The 21,957-nt window shown below is 45.3% G+C and carries 7 protein-coding genes; all 7 read right to left on the bottom strand.

Annotated elements, in window-relative coordinates; all coding sequences use genetic code 11:
- Window positions 1–8 precede the first annotated feature (8 nt).
- Window positions 9–10,202 (bottom strand): T9SS type B sorting domain-containing protein, encoded by a 10,194-nt coding sequence (locus AAY42_RS10460; RefSeq protein WP_139063712.1) that lies wholly within the window; start codon window positions 10,200–10,202, stop codon window positions 9–11.
- Window positions 10,203–10,537: 335 nt separating this feature from the next.
- Entirely contained in the window at window positions 10,538–12,676 is a 2,139-nt protein-coding gene (locus AAY42_RS10455; protein ID WP_055394930.1) for a DUF5723 family protein, read from the bottom strand.
- 703 nt (window positions 12,677–13,379) lie between these two features.
- Entirely contained in the window at window positions 13,380–16,601 is a 3,222-nt protein-coding gene (locus tag AAY42_RS10450; RefSeq protein ID WP_055394928.1) for a CHAT domain-containing protein, read from the bottom strand.
- Entirely contained in the window at window positions 16,598–17,335 is a 738-nt protein-coding gene (locus tag AAY42_RS10445; protein ID WP_055394926.1) for a tetratricopeptide repeat protein, read from the bottom strand. The genes AAY42_RS10450 and AAY42_RS10445 overlap by 4 nt, the downstream gene beginning before the upstream one ends.
- The gene (locus AAY42_RS10440; protein ID WP_055394924.1) at window positions 17,328–17,900 is read right to left on the bottom strand and encodes an RNA polymerase sigma factor; all 573 of its coding nucleotides are present in this window, start codon (window positions 17,898–17,900) and stop codon (window positions 17,328–17,330) included. Before AAY42_RS10440 ends, AAY42_RS10445 begins: the two co-directional genes overlap by 8 nt.
- Before the next feature lie 81 nt (window positions 17,901–17,981).
- Window positions 17,982–20,594, bottom strand: a complete 2,613-nt coding sequence (locus AAY42_RS10435; protein ID WP_055394922.1) for a hypothetical protein — start codon at window positions 20,592–20,594, stop codon at window positions 17,982–17,984.
- Between the two features lie 66 nt (window positions 20,595–20,660).
- Entirely contained in the window at window positions 20,661–21,926 is a 1,266-nt protein-coding gene (locus AAY42_RS10430) for a hypothetical protein (RefSeq protein WP_055394920.1), read from the bottom strand.
- Window positions 21,927–21,957: the final 31 nt, after the last annotated feature.

Raw genomic sequence — 21,957 nt, 5'->3', positions numbered from 1 at the left:
ATTTTATTTTACCTGTAAAGGGTGAAGTGTCCAACAAATTCGCGGCTGCTGCCATCATTCAACTCAATGATGTACCAGTAGTCACCTGAGGGCATGGCTTTGGATTCATAGAGACCATCCCATCCTGTATCCAAAGGTCCCATAAGTTTAATCTGTCTTCCGTAACGATCATAAATGATGGTAAACATATTTGGAAAACCTTCCGTGTTTTTTGCTTTCCATACATCATTTTGCCCATCATTGTTAGGAGTGAAAAAGTTGGGGATTTCTAAATCAAGGAAATTTATTGTGATGGTTGCCTGTGTTTCACAACCTTGACTGTCGACCACTCGAACTGTAAAAGTTCCATTACCTGATACTGTAAAGATGTTGTTTTGACTACCAGGAAAATCTTCAAAGAAATAGGTATACGGAGAAATTCCTCCGGATACAATCGCAGTAATCTCATTAATGTTGGTATTTGATAAATCAAGCTCTAGAGAATCTCTGTCTTCTATTGTAAAAGGAATGATCTGCATACAACCATCAATATGTAAAATTGAAAGTGTGTGGTTGCCTGGAGAAATATCTGTAAAGTTTGAATTGATTACAAAATCATCTGGATTAGTGGAATCTAAAGCATATAGCACATCAGAAGCTATTGAAGGGTCAATTAATGAAACTTGTATTGAGTTAGTTGGAAATCCAGAATCACAGGAATAAATGGTTTCAACAGTGGCATCAAGATTTGGCCCTTCAGGAAGTATATTGAAACTTGAATCAATCTGACATCCGTTGGAGTCAGTAATGTTTAAGTTATAGCTTCCTGGGGTTAATCCGTTTATTGAAAAAGAATTATCTGAAAAAATCATCGTTTGCATTGTGTTTAACTCCACAGTGTAAGGGGCTATTCCATTATCTATTGTTATATCAATTGAACCATCTGCACTTCGCCAACAAGACTCATGATTTGTACTTGATGAAATAGACAAGTCGTTTATGGTCACGTTAAAGCTCGACTCGTCGGAGCAGTTGGAGGCGATTCCTGTCTCGGCGTAGATGAACAAGGTCTGTGATGTTGTGATGTGGTCCCCAGCCATTAGTGCGGCACCCGTTCCACCTGTCCCTCTGAAATAGCCTCCGTTGGTAAGCACTGGCAGCTCAAAGGAGTCGCATACGGTGACATCTGGCAGTACGTCCACGGTGGGTGTTGTGTTGACGGTCACGGCCACTGTGGTTGCGGTGCTCTCACACCCGTCCGTTGTCTGTGTGACGAAATAGTTGCGTGTGCTCAGGGGGTCGGTCGAGAGCACCGGTGTGGTCAGTGCGTTGTCCTCGTACCAGGTGATGTTGGCGGATATGGCGGGCACCAGGTCGGCCCCCCTCGGGCTGTCGGCGGAGCAGAAGTCCTGGTCGTTGGCATTGGGCGCTACCGGTGTTGTGTTGACGGTCACGGCCACTGTGGTTGCGGTGCTCTCACACCCGTCCGTTGTCTGTGTGACGAAATAGTTGCGTGTGCTCAGGGGGTCGGTCGAGAGCACCGGTGTGGTCAGTGCGTTGTCCTCGTACCAGGTGATGTTGGCGGATATGGCGGGCACCAGGTCGGCCCCCCTCGGGCTGTCGGCGGAGCAGAAGTCCTGGTCGTTGGCATTGGGCGCTACCGGTGTTGTGTTGACGGTCACGGCCACTGTGGTTGCGGTGCTCTCACACCCGTCCGTTGTCTGTGTGACGAAATAGTTGCGTGTGCTCAGGGGGTCGGTCGAGAGCACCGGTGTGGTCAGTGCGTTGTCCTCGTACCAGGTGATGTTGGCGGATATGGCGGGCACCAGGTCGGCCCCCCTCGGGCTGTCGGCGGAGCAGAAGTCCTGGTCGTTGGCATTGGGCGCTACCGGTGTTGTGTTGACGGTCACGGCCACTGTGGTTGCGGTGCTCTCACACCCGTCCGTTGTCTGTGTGACGAAATAGTTGCGTGTGCTCAGGGGGTCGGTCGAGAGCACCGGTGTGGTCAGTGCGTTGTCCTCGTACCAGGTGATGTTGGCGGATATGGCGGGCACCAGGTCGGCCCCCCTCGGGCTGTCGGCGGAGCAGAAGTCCTGGTCGTTGGCATTGGGCGCTACCGGTGTTGTGTTGACGGTCACGGCCACTGTGGTTGCGGTGCTCTCACACCCGTCCGTTGTCTGTGTGACGAAATAGTTGCGTGTGCTCAGGGGGTCGGTCGAGAGCACCGGTGTGGTCAGTGCGTTGTCCTCGTACCAGGTGATGTTGGCGGATATGGCGGGCACCAGGTCGGCCCCCCTCGGGCTGTCGGCGGAGCAGAAGTCCTGGTCGTTGGCATTGGGCGCTACCGGTGTTGTGTTGACGGTCACGGCCACTGTGGTTGCGGTGCTCTCACACCCGTCCGTTGTCTGTGTGACGAAATAGTTGCGTGTGCTCAGGGGGTCGGTCGAGAGCACCGGTGTGGTCAGTGCGTTGTCCTCGTACCAGGTGATGTTGGCGGATATGGCGGGCACCAGGTCGGCCCCCCTCGGGCTGTCGGCGGAGCAGAAGTCCTGGTCGTTGGCATTGGGCGCTACCGGTGTTGTGTTGACGGTCACGGCCACTGTGGTTGCGGTGCTCTCACACCCGTCCGTTGTCTGTGTGACGAAATAGTTGCGTGTGCTCAGGGGGTCGGTCGAGAGCACCGGTGTGGTCAGTGCGTTGTCCTCGTACCAGGTGATGTTGGCGGATATGGCGGGCACCAGGTCGGCCCCCCTCGGGCTGTCGGCGGAGCAGAAGTCCTGGTCGTTGGCATTGGGCGCTACCGGTGTTGTGTTGACGGTCACGGCCACTGTGGTTGCGGTGCTCTCACACCCGTCCGTTGTCTGTGTGACGAAATAGTTGCGTGTGCTCAGGGGGTCGGTCGAGAGCACCGGTGTGGTCAGTGCGTTGTCCTCGTACCAGGTGATGTTGGCGGATATGGCGGGCACCAGGTCGGCCCCCCTCGGGCTGTCGGCGGAGCAGAAGTCCTGGTCGTTGGCATTGGGCGCTACCGGTGTTGTGTTGACGGTCACGGCCACTGTGGTTGCGGTGCTCTCACACCCGTCCGTTGTCTGTGTGACGAAATAGTTGCGTGTGCTCAGGGGGTCGGTCGAGAGCACCGGTGTGGTCAGTGCGTTGTCCTCGTACCAGGTGATGTTGGCGGATATGGCGGGCACCAGGTCGGCCCCCCTCGGGCTGTCGGCGGAGCAGAAGTCCTGGTCGTTGGCATTGGGCGCTACCGGTGTTGTGTTGACGGTCACGGCCACTGTGGTTGCGGTGCTCTCACACCCGTCCGTTGTCTGTGTGACGAAATAGTTGCGTGTGCTCAGGGGGTCGGTCGAGAGCACCGGTGTGGTCAGTGCGTTGTCCTCGTACCAGGTGATGTTGGCGGATATGGCGGGCACCAGGTCGGCCCCCCTCGGGCTGTCGGCGGAGCAGAAGTCCTGGTCGTTGGCATTGGGCGCTACCGGTGTTGTGTTGACGGTCACGGCCACTGTGGTTGCGGTGCTCTCACACCCGTCCGTTGTCTGTGTGACGAAATAGTTGCGTGTGCTCAGGGGGTCGGTCGAGAGCACCGGTGTGGTCAGTGCGTTGTCCTCGTACCAGGTGATGTTGGCGGATATGGCGGGCACCAGGTCGGCCCCCCTCGGGCTGTCGGCGGAGCAGAAGTCCTGGTCGTTGGCATTGGGCGCTACCGGTGTTGTGTTGACGGTCACGGCCACTGTGGTTGCGGTGCTCTCACACCCGTCCGTTGTCTGTGTGACGAAATAGTTGCGTGTGCTCAGGGGGTCGGTCGAGAGCACCGGTGTGGTCAGTGCGTTGTCCTCGTACCAGGTGATGTTGGCGGATATGGCGGGCACCAGGTCGGCCCCCCTCGGGCTGTCGGCGGAGCAGAAGTCCTGGTCGTTGGCATTGGGCGCTACCGGTGTTGTGTTGACGGTCACGGCCACTGTGGTTGCGGTGCTCTCACACCCGTCCGTTGTCTGTGTGACGAAATAGTTGCGTGTGCTCAGGGGGTCGGTCGAGAGCACCGGTGTGGTCAGTGCGTTGTCCTCGTACCAGGTGATGTTGGCGGATATGGCGGGCACCAGGTCGGCCCCCCTCGGGCTGTCGGCGGAGCAGAAGTCCTGGTCGTTGGCATTGGGCGCTACCGGTGTTGTGTTGACGGTCACGGCCACTGTGGTTGCGGTGCTCTCACACCCGTCCGTTGTCTGTGTGACGAAATAGTTGCGTGTGCTCAGGGGGTCGGTCGAGAGCACCGGTGTGGTCAGTGCGTTGTCCTCGTACCAGGTGATGTTGGCGGATATGGCGGGCACCAGGTCGGCCCCCCTCGGGCTGTCGGCGGAGCAGAAGTCCTGGTCGTTGGCATTGGGCGCTACCGGTGTTGTGTTGACGGTCACGGCCACTGTGGTTGCGGTGCTCTCACACCCGTCCGTTGTCTGTGTGACGAAATAGTTGCGTGTGCTCAGGGGGTCGGTCGAGAGCACCGGTGTGGTCAGTGCGTTGTCCTCGTACCAGGTGATGTTGGCGGATATGGCGGGCACCAGGTCGGCCCCCCTCGGGCTGTCGGCGGAGCAGAAGTCCTGGTCGTTGGCATTGGGCGCTACCGGTGTTGTGTTGACGGTCACGGCCACTGTGGTTGCGGTGCTCTCACACCCGTCCGTTGTCTGTGTGACGAAATAGTTGCGTGTGCTCAGGGGGTCGGTCGAGAGCACCGGTGTGGTCAGTGCGTTGTCCTCGTACCAGGTGATGTTGGCGGATATGGCGGGCACCAGGTCGGCCCCCCTCGGGCTGTCGGCGGAGCAGAAGTCCTGGTCGTTGGCATTGGGCGCTACCGGTGTTGTGTTGACGGTCACGGCCACTGTGGTTGCGGTGCTCTCACACCCGTCCGTTGTCTGTGTGACGAAATAGTTGCGTGTGCTCAGGGGGTCGGTCGAGAGCACCGGTGTGGTCAGTGCGTTGTCCTCGTACCAGGTGATGTTGGCGGATATGGCGGGCACCAGGTCGGCCCCCCTCGGGCTGTCGGCGGAGCAGAAGTCCTGGTCGTTGGCATTGGGCGCTACCGGTGTTGTGTTGACGGTCACGGCCACTGTGGTTGCGGTGCTCTCACACCCGTCCGTTGTCTGTGTGACGAAATAGTTGCGTGTGCTCAGGGGGTCGGTCGAGAGCACCGGTGTGGTCAGTGCGTTGTCCTCGTACCAGGTGATGTTGGCGGATATGGCGGGCACCAGGTCGGCCCCCCTCGGGCTGTCGGCGGAGCAGAAGTCCTGGTCGTTGGCATTGGGCGCTACCGGTGTTGTGTTGACGGTCACGGCCACTGTGGTTGCGGTGCTCTCACACCCGTCCGTTGTCTGTGTGACGAAATAGTTGCGTGTGCTCAGGGGGTCGGTCGAGAGCACCGGTGTGGTCAGTGCGTTGTCCTCGTACCAGGTGATGTTGGCGGATATGGCGGGCACCAGGTCGGCCCCCCTCGGGCTGTCGGCGGAGCAGAAGTCCTGGTCGTTGGCATTGGGCGCTACCGGTGTTGTGTTGACGGTCACGGCCACTGTGGTTGCGGTGCTCTCACACCCGTCCGTTGTCTGTGTGACGAAATAGTTGCGTGTGCTCAGGGGGTCGGTCGAGAGCACCGGTGTGGTCAGTGCGTTGTCCTCGTACCAGGTGATGTTGGCGGATATGGCGGGCACCAGGTCGGCCCCCCTCGGGCTGTCGGCGGAGCAGAAGTCCTGGTCGTTGGCATTGGGCGCTACCGGTGTTGTGTTGACGGTCACGGCCACTGTGGTTGCGGTGCTCTCACACCCGTCCGTTGTCTGTGTGACGAAATAGTTGCGTGTGCTCAGGGGGTCGGTCGAGAGCACCGGTGTGGTCAGTGCGTTGTCCTCGTACCAGGTGATGTTGGCGGATATGGCGGGCACCAGGTCGGCCCCCCTCGGGCTGTCGGCGGAGCAGAAGTCCTGGTCGTTGGCATTGGGCGCTACCGGTGTTGTGTTGACGGTCACGGCCACTGTGGTTGCGGTGCTCTCACACCCGTCCGTTGTCTGTGTGACGAAATAGTTGCGTGTGCTCAGGGGGTCGGTCGAGAGCACCGGTGTGGTCAGTGCGTTGTCCTCGTACCAGGTGATGTTGGCGGATATGGCGGGCACCAGGTCGGCCCCCCTCGGGCTGTCGGCGGAGCAGAAGTCCTGGTCGTTGGCATTGGGCGCTACCGGTGTTGTGTTGACGGTCACGGCCACTGTGGTTGCGGTGCTCTCACACCCGTCCGTTGTCTGTGTGACGAAATAGTTGCGTGTGCTCAGGGGGTCGGTCGAGAGCACCGGTGTGGTCAGTGCGTTGTCCTCGTACCAGGTGATGTTGGCGGATATGGCGGGCACCAGGTCGGCCCCCCTCGGGCTGTCGGCGGAGCAGAAGTCCTGGTCGTTGGCATTGGGCGCTACCGGTGTTGTGTTGACGGTCACGGCCACTGTGGTTGCGGTGCTCTCACACCCGTCCGTTGTCTGTGTGACGAAATAGTTGCGTGTGCTCAGGGGGTCGGTCGAGAGCACCGGTGTGGTCAGTGCGTTGTCCTCGTACCAGGTGATGTTGGCGGATATGGCGGGCACCAGGTCGGCCCCCCTCGGGCTGTCGGCGGAGCAGAAGTCCTGGTCGTTGGCATTGGGCGCTACCGGTGTTGTGTTGACGGTCACGGCCACTGTGGTTGCGGTGCTCTCACACCCGTCCGTTGTCTGTGTGACGAAATAGTTGCGTGTGCTCAGGGGGTCGGTCGAGAGCACCGGTGTGGTCAGTGCGTTGTCCTCGTACCAGGTGATGTTGGCGGATATGGCGGGCACCAGGTCGGCCCCCCTCGGGCTGTCGGCGGAGCAGAAGTCCTGGTCGTTGGCATTGGGCGCTACCGGTGTTGTGTTGACGGTCACGGCCACTGTGGTTGCGGTGCTCTCACACCCGTCCGTTGTCTGTGTGACGAAATAGTTGCGTGTGCTCAGGGGGTCGGTCGAGAGCACCGGTGTGGTCAGTGCGTTGTCCTCGTACCAGGTGATGTTGGCGGATATGGCGGGCACCAGGTCGGCCCCCCTCGGGCTGTCGGCGGAGCAGAAGTCCTGGTCGTTGGCATTGGGCGCTACCGGTGTTGTGTTGACGGTCACGGCCACTGTGGTTGCGGTGCTCTCACACCCGTCCGTTGTCTGTGTGACGAAATAGTTGCGTGTGCTCAGGGGGTCGGTCGAGAGCACCGGTGTGGTCAGTGCGTTGTCCTCGTACCAGGTGATGTTGGCGGATATGGCGGGCACCAGGTCGGCCCCCCTCGGGCTGTCGGCGGAGCAGAAGTCCTGGTCGTTGGCATTGGGCGCTACCGGTGTTGTGTTGACGGTCACGGCCACTGTGGTTGCGGTGCTCTCACACCCGTCCGTTGTCTGTGTGACGAAATAGTTGCGTGTGCTCAGGGGGTCGGTCGAGAGCACCGGTGTGGTCAGTGCGTTGTCCTCGTACCAGGTGATGTTGGCGGATATGGCGGGCACCAGGTCGGCCCCCCTCGGGCTGTCGGCGGAGCAGAAGTCCTGGTCGTTGGCATTGGGCGCTACCGGTGTTGTGTTGACGGTCACGGCCACTGTGGTTGCGGTGCTCTCACACCCGTCCGTTGTCTGTGTGACGAAATAGTTGCGTGTGCTCAGGGGGTCGGTCGAGAGCACCGGTGTGGTCAGTGCGTTGTCCTCGTACCAGGTGATGTTGGCGGATATGGCGGGCACCAGGTCGGCCCCCCTCGGGCTGTCGGCGGAGCAGAAGTCCTGGTCGTTGGCATTGGGCGCTACCGGTGTTGTGTTGACGGTCACGGCCACTGTGGTTGCGGTGCTCTCACACCCGTCCGTTGTCTGTGTGACGAAATAGTTGCGTGTGCTCAGGGGGTCGGTCGAGAGCACCGGTGTGGTCAGTGCGTTGTCCTCGTACCAGGTGATGTTGGCGGATATGGCGGGCACCAGGTCGGCCCCCCTCGGGCTGTCGGCGGAGCAGAAGTCCTGGTCGTTGGCATTGGGCGCTACCGGTGTTGTGTTGACGGTCACAGTGAAGCTTTTCTCGTCAAAGCAGTTGGGCGTTGTGCCTGTCTGTTGGTATATGAACACGGTCTGCGTGCTGGTGATGTTGCTTGGGTAGGGGATTAGGGAACCTGCTCCACCGGGGCCTCCCGTTGCGTCGTAGTACTGTGCGCTTCCCGGGTCGGGCAGGGCGTAGGAGTCACATACGGTGATATCGTTGACCACTGGCAGCACGGGGGTGGTATAAATGTTTATTGTCTGTTGAATATCTGCGGTATTGCTTGAGGTATCAGTTATTCTGTAGGTACGCGTTAAGATTGTGGGATTAACTCCCAAACCATACACATCACTGAAGAATGCTATTGATTGAACAGCGCAATTATCATCTGCAGTAACCAAATTTGGGTCTGGAACGGGGGGAACATCACATACATTTAGAGGTGATGAGACACTTCCAGTGGGAGGTTCAGTATCTTCGAGAAAAGCAAATGTAAACATGTCTGTACCATTAAAGTTCACATTGTCAAAAAATACATGTGGATCTGCTTTGCTAGATGCTTCTATAAATGTTATTGAACCATCTGTAAAATCCCCATTACCATCTTCGTCTATTATCAAAAAAAGCTCACAAGCCTCATAGTTCAGTAAATCTGAATGTGTAAGATCTACCCGGACGCTTACATTAGCAATAGGGTTTGCGCCTATAGAACGACTTTCAATGATTCTCCACTCTCTTTCAATTCTTCCATCAACACCTGCCGGAGCATCTACATTTGTAGGAAAAGCTGTATCCCCATGATCGTTTCCCCAAACCAGATAATTGTTCAATGTTGAGAAAGGAGAATTTCCTGTATCAATAGGAGTTCTACCGTCATTCAAATTATCCGTGCCGAAATCTGCATTTGTGGATATGGTAACCCTTGCTTCTGTGTTAACACTTTTTGAAATACGTTGGTGTAGGTTATATCTTAATCTATTAGCCCCGCTATCATTAAACCTATCCTTGCCAATACCCGCAATATCAAATTGGTATAAGGCATCGAAAGGCCATATGATTGTGCCATCGGCTGCAAGATAATTGTACGAATCATTGCCGCTTATGCTGCCCAAGGTTCCACTAGCATTAAGTGTGATTCCATATTTAATGGCCAAATAACTTTCCATTCTTTGAATGTGATTGGCATCTGCTAGACCATCCATCAACAATACTTCTGCAATCTGTCCTGAGAGATTGCTTGGATCCGCAACACCTCCCGGATCGGTATCGTTAAAGTGTTTTCCCATCCGATTATACCAGAATAAGGATTCGTCTGCTGTTGGGTCATTTCTAACTACACCTACAATATCGTGGACACCATTTACCCAAGTATCCAGCGTTTCTCTATCTACAGCGGTATCTCTTACAAAGGTGCCTATGGTAGGACGCCCCATTAAATCAATGCCTCCTTGTTGGAAGAATGTATTAGGGGCATCATTCCAAGTCCTGCCCACAGAAAAGCGGTTGCCATTGGACACCCCCAACGAAAGGTTGGTTAGTGTAAATCGATATGTATCTATGTCCCCCCCAAACAACAAACTTTGTGTATTTGCTGAATTACCGGCCCCGGTGGCTGAAAAGACAATAAAGATGATAACTTCATCTCTTGCATGTGAACGGAAATAGAGGGCGTCGCCCGCTCCTGAGCTATCAAATTCCACTGCGGGGTTAAAGTTCATGGCATTCCTGCGTAGTGTAGGTAGTCCAGGAATCGCTCCAATTGGGTTTAAATTCCCAAGCATAGCAGGGTACTCAAAGCCAGGGTTCAGGTTAAAATCTGGATCCATGGGATCGGTTATCAATCTCCAATCATTAGGATAAAAAGCAGGGTTTGGTGGGTGCTGTCTTGCATTTTGTGTAAAATCAAAATTGTAATCCACCAACTCATACCATACGTTGACCGGTGTGCCATCGGCTGGGGCATAAGGAGTAAATAAATGTAACTGACCAACAGGAGAAGCAACGTTAATTGCTCTGTCGGCAGAGTACCAATTATCGATTTCTTGGCCTGACAGATTGAATACTGAGATAAGGAACAGTAAAAATAGTGTTGATTTGTTTCTTTGAATGTATAAGGAATGGAAATTGCTATCCGTAAAAACATTCATAGGAAATATGGACGAGAATGAATGTAAAAATTTAATCATAAGCAAGTAGGATTACTCATGCTTTTCCACAGAAGAAAAAAACAGGACATTCTTGATAGTTATAAAGTAAATTACTTAATGGTAATGAAGAGGTATATAATTAACCTATACGTGTTTACAATTGACGAAAGGCTAAAATGAATAGATTTCCAAAACCTAAATTCACAACAATTTGAGAATTGTCTGGCCATGTGATATAACAGATATTGGAACTAAATGCCGCCGGGAGGAAATTTCCCGGGGGCATAGCTATTCCTGTACTAAAAATAATTAATTGAGAGTTTTACCAAAACCTATTATATGCTTAATCAATCATAACTCTAAGTACAAGACTGTTATTTAATTAGGTTTATTTCTACTCTTCTGTTTTGTTTTCTTCCAGCTCTTGTAGCGTTTGAAGCTATTGGTTTATCTTCACCCAAACCTTGGGCGGAAAGCCTATTTGGTTTAATGCCTTCATTTATAAGGAAATCTCTAACAGCGTTTGCACGGGCTTCAGATAATCTTTGGTTGCTGATGGAACTTCCCACGCTGTCGGTATGACCTTCCACAGTGAAATTTGCATTTGGATATTTCCTCAAAATCTGGATGATATCAACCATTACTGAAAGTGATTCTACCTTAATAGTAGACTTCCCGGTATCAAACAAGATGGTCTTGGCATAAGCATTCAATTGTTTTTGTACTTCCACTGTAACCTCTGGGCATCCTCTATTACTTATGGGTCCGGCAAGTGTTGGGCAAGAATCGTCTATATCTACCAGTGTATCTCCATCTCTGTCTGGACATCCTTTATTTTCAATAGGTCCTGGGGTATTGGGACAGCGGTCCTCTTTATCCACAATTCCATCTGAGTCGCTGTCTGGACATCCATTATGTTCTTTTGCTCCAGCTGTGTTTGGACAATGGTCATCTTTATCTATTATACCATCACCATCAGAATCTTTCCATGAACATCCATTGTTTTCTTGCGGGCCTGCCTTCTGGGGGCAATCGTCATCTTTATCCAGAATTCCATCGCCATCGGAATCTTTCCAAGGGCATCCTTGGTTTTCAGCTGGACCGGGCTTTTCTGGACAATTATCCAATTTGTCTTGGATGCTGTCTCCATCCTTATCTTTTAATTTATTCTGATAAAATGGTATTTTGAGACCTGCATATAGGTCAATGGATTTTGTGTTTTTGCCAACTATAGCTGACATAATTGACCCTGACCCCATATAAATAGGTCCGAACCTTAACCCAGCTCCCCATTGCAAACCTACATATTGCACTACGCTTATAGGGGAGTATAGGCTGAACAAGGTGCTTTCGTATCTGGGAGTCAACGAAACCTGACTCATGCTTCTATTGGCATTTATCTTATTTCTTGCTGTCAACGGCATATCTAAATTGGTGTTCAGATAAAATTTCGAATTGATATTCCAATCCATATTGGTATGAAGAGCGGCAGGCATAATTGAGTTTAAGGATGGAGTAGTGGATATAAGGTCAAAATTTTGTTCTAGGGCTTCCTCTAAGTCTGTGCCATCAAAATTGTCAATATCTTGGGTTGTGTTAAGGTCATAAGTGCTTTCCCTTCCATTGGAGTTTTTTATTTGTCCAATGTCGGTAACTGAAACACCAAATTTTAATTTATACTTGTTCTTGCCTTTATTAATTATGGAATTTCCATTGGCGTCCAGTTTAGCATAATTTGCGTGGTCTGGTCTCCATTCGTATGTGAATCCAATGTCTACAGCAAATCCATTTCCATTGTTTATGTCAAAATTACCTCCCTCATCGGAGGTGGAAGAGTTTGCAAAAATCAATTCGCCCGAAGTTTCCGCTAATCTACTGTCCGCGTCATAGTTTACTGATAAACCATCGGAAAATATGTATGCGTGTCCTGCACTTTGGAGGTATTTTACAGAAATACCACCTTTTAAAAAATGCTGTTCCCTGTTCAATAGTACGCGGGCATATGTTACCCCTATTTCGGCCCATAGGTTGAAGGAACCTGAGATAACTCCTTCATTAATCAAGAAATCTTCATTTTCATCAAAGCCTCCCTCTTTCTCTAATATATTTCCATCAATATCATTGGCATTGAAAAAAGCCCTACCTCTGGTAAAGAAGGCAAGCGAGTTGTTCTCATCTAGATTGAACATTACGGCAGGTCCTAATACATCTATATTCCAGGCCAGAGAATTGTTGGCTGAAGGAAATGTTGCCGCTTCATCAAAAGTTTTGTTGAAATCACTAAAAGCGTTATTGAGGTTAAAACCTATATAATCGTTTCCAAAGAAGGCGCTTGCCCCAATTAGGTTTATATCTATTTTTAACCTGGAGTCAACAATATTTGAAGGGTTGGAAATAACACCATGTATTCCACTATAATTATCAGTTAAAAAACCAACATAGGATTGGGCATTACTAATGTTTGTGATACTGATAAATATTACAAACAGCATTAATCTTTTTATTAAATACATTTCTGGGTTTTTGAGGTCTTACTATTTTTTGGTAAGTATTTGTTAATAAATAATTTAATAGCAGAACAAAGGGATGATAAATATGTGGTTTTAAATTGGAGGAATGAATGGAAACACTATTTCAATTGATAGATTTAGAAGTTCAGTTTATAATCGGTTTAAAGCCGCTTGTTGAAAGTCATTGAATGTAATCAGTTAATAATTAGATAATTGATGATTTTTGGAAATATAAAAGAGCCACTTTATAATAGTGACTCTTTTTTAATGGATGATTAAATCAATAAACTGTATTGGAGAATAGGTTTTAATCCATTACCACCAGGAGTCTTTTAAAGACTCCTTGGCGTAATGGAATCCTCAACTAAACTAAACACTTTAATAGGACCAAAAGTTCAAAAAAGTGAATTGCTATGTGTTTACAATAAGATGATTGAATTGAACCTGACACCTTAATGCATTGCATACTACAATAATAGTTAGGAATTGATTCTCAAAAAACCCTAAGCTCACGAATGGGTAGTTTCCTTTAATGAATGAGCCATTTGACTTTGTGGTTCGTATAAATCGCTAACCAATAAAGGCATTTCCAAAGGTGCTTTTTAGGCTCGCATTTTAACAAAATCTTAACATTTTTAAACTTTACTGATAAATTTGAAGGATGGTATGTAAAATTGATTTACGTTAAATCACTCTATAAAGGTCTTTAATTTTTATTGAAGGCTTTTCTCTTTAAAAACATTACCAAAAGAAAGAGAAGAATGATCCCTCCAATAACCCATAACCATGGAAAGGGTTGAGATATTTCAATAGGAGATGTATTTCCCATTAAAACAAGACCCGCCCAATATTGTGGATGAAGTGTTCTGCCTTCAGCGGTTTTCAAGTAGTCTAATTTGGCAAGTCGCAGTGCCTCATCTTTGGGTTGTCCGTTTTCGAGATAGCTATAAAAGAAACCTAGAATTTGAGTGCTTGATTGCTCATCAATCTGCCACAAACTGGTCAAGATACTTTCACTACCTGCATAATTAAAGGCGTGTGCTAGAGAAATCATACCCTCTCCTGGTTGATAGGCGGGTTTTCCTGTATCGCAAGCGGTTAGAATAGCCAAGTTTGAGTTCAGGTTTTGATTATATATCTCATAGGCGTACAGGTAATTATCATTAATATTGGTTGAATCAGAAACATTTTTTGCGAATACCAACCGTGAGAGTTCAGGACTTGTATTGTTTGATTCTGCATGCGTGCCAATGTGAATGATTTTATGTTCATTTGCAGTACTACTAAATACAGTTTTTGAGGCATTTTCATTTAAAAAAGACTCTCCACCAAACCGTTTTGATAATCTTTTTGCAATATCGGTACTAAATGGTTGTGGTAATAAGGTTAGGTAGGTTTTGTCTAGATGGATTGAATCGTTAATGGCTAGCTGATATTCTTCCTTCATACTTTCATTAAAAGTAGGGGAATAGGCAACAAAATTATCTTCAAATTCAAGTGTGCGATGATTCTTTTCAAGTAACAAAAGGCTATAATTGTATGCAATGTTATGTTTGTTTAAAAGACTATTGTTGGCCAATTCTCCAAAAGAATTAATTTTTTTAGGTGTCAAAAGCTCAAAACTTAAATTGAACAATTCCCGATCTGGAAAAATGATAATGTTTTTTGTATTGATATTATTTTCAATTGGTTTCCAAAGCCGCAAGTACAATTTATGGAGGCATTCGGAAACATCGTCAATATTTTTTTGATAGTTGGACACGATATTGATGCAATCAAAGGAGAAGCCCATAGAAATTGGAACAATTTTCATGGTGTCATTTGTAATTATAAATGCTATAAGATTGTTCTCTAAAAACAAATACCGAACTAATGTTGTATTATGGGCAATGTTATGCTGTAAGTCACTCAAGGGAGTCACAACAGATTGGTATCTCATTTCATAGTATCTGGGATATTTCTCTTTTATCTTGGAGAGATATTTTTGCCAAGCAGCCAACGTATTTTCCCATTCATCAACATCGAATTGGGTTTCTTCATCTATATCAAAAAATGAGTTTAAGGCCTCTCTATTTTCGTTTTCTTCTTGTCGAATATTTTCAGGTGCTAGCTGATTCTTGGACAGGTTTAGTCTTGTGCGAATTCGGTGATAAATTGCTGACTCGTGCAACTCAATGAGCTTGTTAAGATATTTTTCACTCTTTGTTTTGTCATAAAGACGGTAATATAATTCTTTTCCAAAATCGAATAATTCTTGGCTATTTTCTAAAAGCACGTTTGCATCTTCATCGCTAGTGACCAAGGATTTTCTTTTTTCAATGCTTTGTAGGGCTTTATTCATGATAGCAATTGTGCTGTTCAAACTTTTGGCGGATTGAACCGAATCTGTTTCATATTTAGCTTTTATAAGATAGAGCAATAGCTTAAGTTGGTTTGGACTAAAAAACTCTTTGGAGATTGCATTGTTAAAAGTTACAGATTCGTATGAGTTCAAGATTTGATTGCTCAGCTTGATAGTGCCTTTGTAATCTTTTTTATCAAATACTATTTTCACTTTGGCTATTTTCACCTCATTCGCCAAATAACTGTCATCACCATAGACTGCAATCACTTTTGATAACGTAGTGTTGATGATACTTTCAGCCTTATCGTAATTTTCGAGATTTGCATACGATCTTGCAAGATTGATAGTAGCGTAAACCTCATTTTGAGAAAAACCTTGTTCATTACTTTTTCTATAGGCGTCAATGGTACGTTTAAAGTTTGTTACGGCCTCAGAATACGTGCCTTTTCGGTAGGCTAAATCTCCTAAAGCTCCATGGAGGTTAGCTCTGTATGAATAATTGTTGCCTGGAATTGAATTTAAAGAAGCCCTTGCCTCTTCTAAAAACTTTTCCGCTTCATCTAAATCAGTATTGTACAGTAAAGATTCACCAACCATCAAAGCCGTTCCAAAATATTGTATGGTATTCTTTAAAAAGTGCTTTTTTGCATGTTTGTATCCCAGGATTGCAATTTGCTTTGCCTTCTCTTTTTGTCCCAAATCATAATATAGACTTCCTAAATTTCTATAAGAAATAGTCAAGTTACCATGAACTTTTTCTGTGAGGGGATGATTATTGGTTTTCTTCAAAAATGAATTATAATGATTGATTGAGTTTAAAGTAAACTGCATGGCATCATCAAACATTCCAGAAGATTGTTTTACCATAAACCAATTTCCATATATGGTTCCAGGGAGATAATCAGTCTGCTCGGGATCAGGATTGGTTTTGTCCACAGCTTTAATGGCCATTTCGAAAAAATAATTTGCACTGTCTGGTAGAGCACTAAAGTGCATAAGAGCACCTTTGTAATTATAGATCCTAGGTGCCAACTTAAAATCGATATTTTTGTTATTACGAATTAATTTGATAGCATTATCAGTACGTGTTACCAATTCTCCAAAATCACCCAATTTTAAACCTAGCTCACTTAGATGGTACTCAGATTCAACCATTCGGGTAACATCGCTCAATTTTTTAGCTAAAGCATTTGCGGTTTCTAAATAATTCTGGGCATTTGAAACTGTACCTTGGTCTATGTAAAGCAAGCCCATGCCCAAATTCGCCTGATATAGAACAGAATCACTTGATTTGAAAGAATCAATTTGAGAAAATAATTTTAAGGCTTTCTCAAATTTTGTTTCAGGATTTTGAAAAAACTCGATTTTGCCTGTAGGATATACCAAATGCCCCAAAATCGTACTATCAATATTCCGAAGCTCTTCTTGAATTATTTTTTGTGCTTCTACGAACTCATTTAAAGCAATGAGGCTATCTATTTCTTTTAAAGTATTGTTAGTCTGGGCATTTATATAAAATGAAAAGAAAATACAGACTATTGAAATCAGTGATTTTGATTCAAGAAAAAAACCTCGAAATTTCATTCTCGAATATTTTTGAGCAGTGCTTCACTTTTTTCATCTGAAATCTTTTTTAGGTTTTCGATGGCTTTTTTCTCATCTCCATTTTTTAATTGCCCTAAAGCTATAAAGTATAGTGCCTCTTTATTGAATACTGACTGCGGTGAAGACTTTAGTGTAGTTTTTAAAAAGACCAACCCCTCTTTGGTATTGTCGTTCGCAAAATGGGCGGCACCCAAAAAATAATTCAGCGTATCATTTTCTGGTTTTTGTACTAACAATTTCTCCCACTTTTGAATAGCTACATCGTAATGTCCTTGCTTGTAGTCAACCATGGCTTCGTAAAAATCATAATTGTCGTTAGAACTCATTACAGTAGGTAATCCTGGATCTGGGCTAAAATATTCCTTAAATAGTTTTTCACCCTGCGTAGGTTGATTCAAAAAGAGTGAAACTCCCAAAGCAACAAAAGCAGTTATAGAGGCCGCAATTAAAATTTTTTTGCGTTTTTCGTTAGAAGATTTGGTACCATGGTTCGATTCAAATTTTTGATGAAAGACATTAAGCGCAGTGCGCATCCCTTCTTCTTCTACTGCATGAAATAAGCTTTTGAATTCGTCAAATTGTACTCTCAGTTCTGCATTTTCATTTAGTTGTTCTTTGAAATCAGCCTCTTGGTTGTAGGTCATACTGCCCAAAAGAAAATGTTCAAATTCTTCTTGCTGTTCAGGAGATATGTATTTGAGGTTCTTATCCATTGTTTTTCAATTCATGGCTCAATGCGCGTAGTTTTTCCATACAACGGTACTTTTGATTTCTGGTCGAAGCAGGAGTCAATTGTAATTCCATAGAAATTGAATCCATCGACTTCCGTTCAAAATAAAAAAGATGCAGCAGTTTTTTACAGTTGTTTCCTAATTTTTGCAGGGCATTTTGTAAGATATCATACTGTTTTTCCAAGACTTCTTCATCAGAATCGTTTTCTTCATACACTAATTTTAAATGGGGAATTGTACTCGATGCCATGGTCTTTTTAAATGTTGATGAGCGTAAATGATCAGTCCATTTGTTTTTGGCAATGGTAAATAGATATCCCGCTACATTACTGTTTTTTTGCAGCTTATTATCCTTGATGTTTTTCCAACAGGCAATAAATGCTTCTTGAAACACATCTTTTGCCTGTGTTTCATCACCACTGTTTTTCAATACATGATTCTTGAATTTAGGGAATGTGTTTTGATACACCATTTGCATCACTTTTTGATCATTGTTTTTAAAAGCGGTGGTCAGTTGGTAGTTGGTCTCTTGTAATGTATTCCCCATACCTTTTTGAAAGTACGGGGAATTTAATAATTTTCTTTAGAACGGTTGTAAATAAATGGACAAGGTTAAAGTTTACACGTTCTATTGCTTATCTCTTAAATAAACCGTTACCTGTGCATAACCTTTGGTTGCTTTCATTCTTGCAAGTAATTCAGCATATCCAGCCTGAATAGCAGCTTGATTAGATTCCCAAGTATCTCTATGGCCTCCGGCGCTGCCAGTGCCGCAGACAATGAAATACTGATTAGAATCTGCAAGGTCTTCCGCTGCATTCTCAGGATACCATGTCTTAGAATTGTTCGCACAGTCAGGTATAAGCGAGGGGATTCTTTCAATTATATCCATATGATATCGTTCAACTTCTTTACCTTCTGGAATTTTATCTTCTTTAGTTGTTGGGTCAAACCCCCAATAAGTACCTGCTCCATAACCCCACCAATCACCATCTAGAGCAGGCTGAGAATTATAAACAGCAATATCAACTTGAAAGGTAAACTTGTTCTCATCATTTTCTATTTTAATCGTGGCTTCTGCCTCATCTAATAGTTTAAATGATTCGCTACTATTTTTTGGTTTACCATAAATTTTTGCTGTTATTTTATCACTGCCCTGAGGAATTTCGGTGTCAAATGCTACATATTTAGTGTCTCTTTCATTAAAATTAGTTTCGGTGATGTTGTATCCTCTTATTAGGCCATAGTCCCCTGTGGTTGTCCATACTACTTCGTAGTCTGTTTCATCGTTGGGGATGGTTGTTGTACCATCATTGTGAAAAAGTACTAATTTCACTTCTTCATCACCGCTTATGGTAATATTATCAGGTCTAATCACAAATTTTTGCTTTTTCACATCTACAGTCATGGTAGCTTCACCAATTTCATCTCTAGTATTACCATTTATAACAAAGACTTTTACGGTCACTGTCTCCAAATTTTGATTTTCGCCAAGTTGTGCACTTGAAGCATTACTAATAAAGCTAACTTTACTATTAGATGTTGTAAAAGATGAACCGTTGATGTCGTTGTCCAAATCATAGAGTACACCACCAAATTGCGTTGTGGTACTCCATTCATATTCAAATTCATCACCACTTTGTAAATCAAAAAATGCAAGGGCATTAATTTCCTTTGCATCCGTAAAAGGAATGGTTATCATTTTTTCTGGCGTCAACTTTACAATTCCTTCAGAGATGGTGACATCCCATTTTTCTAATTTGGCAGAGGATCCTAATCTTTGATTGATACAAGAAATACCGACAGATTCATTTAGAGATCTGAGAATGGACGATGAAATTTTCAGATACCGTTGTTCACCTTCTTGAATTAATTCATTGTTTTGGATAAAGGTATTTGACGAATTACCATCCGAAATGATACTATAAAGACTGGTCATAATATTTCTTAGATCATTGGACAATCTTATGTCATCGTATAAAAAGGGAATGAACTCTTTAATGGCGGTCTCATAATCATTGTCGAGCACTGCTGTTATAGAAGGTTCGTGGGCGCGTAAAATGGGTTCTACTGATGCTGTTAAGCTGGTAGCGCTTTGCAGTATTTTTGCCGAGTATACGTCTCGATTACCACCAATATCCATTAATATGGGAATAAAATAATCCAACACAAAAGTTTGTACGGATAGCTCTTCAAATTTTTCTTGTTCCTTATTGGTCATCTCTCGTTCAGCAGCAGTACCCTTTCCCGGACCGATAACCGAAAGTTCAAATGTTTCCGAACTACGGCCCTCCGGAAGTTCTAAATTAAGTGCTTCGGAGGTTTTACCAACATATCTTGCTCCTTGCGAACAAAGGGTAAAATTGGTGACCTGTCCCTGAAAGTTTTCGTCATTTTCATCAGCAAGTGAAATAAATGGGATATCCAATTCACGGTCTGCGGTATCATTACCTTCAATTTCAGAATTGATTACTGTTTCTTCCCCCAAAAGGTTTTTAAATGATTTTTTATATAAATAGGCATGGGTTCTTCTAGGATAACTGTTGGTCACGTTAAATGATTTATCGCTTACCTCGTTCAAAGCCAGACCGCTGCTTTGAATAGTGCCAAGATCTATCTTGTATTCAATATCAATAACCTCTTTTTCAGACAAGGCAGATATGGTGTTATTGAGTTCGCTCATATAGCCTCCTTCTTCAATTACTTTACTGTTTTGAACAATTAGGTTTTCTAAAGTAGCAACAAACTGTTGAAACGTTTCTTGCTGGCCAATATTTTGAACAAAAAAGTTTTTGTATGCGGTGCCGCGTAAAGAGGATGCCATACCAAAGTATACTAAAACACCAGCAGTTGTCTCAATTGAAATCTCCTTGGTTTCATCGGACACAAAGCCTGCCAGCAATACATTGTCATTGGAATCCAATAAATACGCCAATTCTATGGAACCCGAGTTAAAAGGAATATCGGAAGCTGTGTTGTTTTCCACAGAGACCAATTGTCCCAAGGATACCACTTTGGTATTGGCAAGGTTGAGATTACTTCCTTCCGGAATGGTTATTGCTACATCCACGAGTTCAAATTCGTCCGAACCAGTTGGGTCGTCATCGGTGGGGTCTACGTCATCGCTTATGGAGACGTCATCATCCATCATCATTTCTTCTATATTGTCCTTGGAGCTGCAAGCCCAGATAAAAAGGGCCGTTACAGTTATTAGCATTAAAAATTTCAATGAGGTTTTCATAATTGTTTCTTTTTAGATTGTAAAATTGGTTTTATAGTATATCGAGATGGTTGAAAAATGTCATCATTAATTGCCATTTACGTTTACCCACTCCCTATTATTTAGATTAATATCGCCATTAGGGGTATAGAACAAATCATCATTTTGAATAAGGTTACCATCACTATCCATCCAGTTTTGTGTTGAAAAAGCATTCACTTGATAATTCTTACCGTCCAAGGGGTTATAAACAGTTTCTTCTTCATTTATCATATTGACAAAATCGCGTTGCGAAGTACTACTTCCAGAACCAAAGTTTCGGTTCATAAATGAAGTATGGTTAGCATCTTGTGCTGCCCATATGCCTTTCATTTTACGTTGGTGTGCGGCAAATGCACGCTCTCTGTTAATTCTTCCTGTCCGAGCTTTCTGTGCTGCAATTTGGGTACGTTGTTGTGATAGTTGAGCAACGTATTGTTTCCATTTGGGATTTTCTTTTGAATTTATCAGCGCATTTTCAAAAGCGGCAATGGTTTCATCAAAATGACCAGCATCAATAAAAGTGTAATCTGTGCTGTACATCCACATGGTCATGGTGTCAATAAAGCTTAGTGGTTGCTGCATGTAAATTTTGCCTACAGATACCAATGCTTTTTGGCCCTTGTTGTTTTCCCAAACGGTAGCAAGAAGATCCACTTGTACTTGGCCATTGCTTTCAGTTCTAATTTTTCCTTTGAGATAATTCTCAGTTTTGTAAAGCCTTATGTTTTTTACAAACTTGAATCCGGTTTTCTGCATTCTTGTGGCTACTTCTTCCTTTAAGATTTGTTGGTTGCTAACCATGGAGCGATGCAGTCTGGCAACGCTGGAATTTTGCATAAACTGATAAGTCTGTGGATTTTGATAGGAGATATGAACCTTCATGGGCGTATTGAACGATTTAAGGTTATTGGGACCAGTTGTCTGAATCAGAAAAACCGGAAGTTTTTGATCGATGATATACGTTGGTTTGGAAATTACTTTCCATGAGACAGGATATTCGGTGCTATTAACAACAAGTCCTGTTCTGGCATCACGGAATTCATGTATTTTCATGCCTCTTTCTCCAAAGTCGTCAAAGAAGCCATTTTTTTTAGGGTTATGTTGATGAATTTCTTCGTCAAAACCTTCTTCGTTTTCAAAATTTGGTTCTTCAAAAGGCTCGTTCTCATTGATTATATCATATTCTTCATCTAGATATCGCTCTTCTTCTTCATAGTACGGTTTATTCTCATTCTCAGGGTCTTTATTGATGGTAATACATGAATTAAATAGTGTTAGGCCAAGGAAAAAGGTGAAAAGAGTTGTTCTCATAAGAGTAAGTGGTTTTGTTTATTGGATATCG

This window comes from Flagellimonas eckloniae (genome assembly GCF_001413955.1).
GTDB lineage: Bacteria > Bacteroidota > Bacteroidia > Flavobacteriales > Flavobacteriaceae > Flagellimonas > Flagellimonas eckloniae.
The sequence above is the reverse complement of the archived record's forward strand: the minus strand, read 5'-3'. Positions and strand labels throughout refer to the sequence as shown.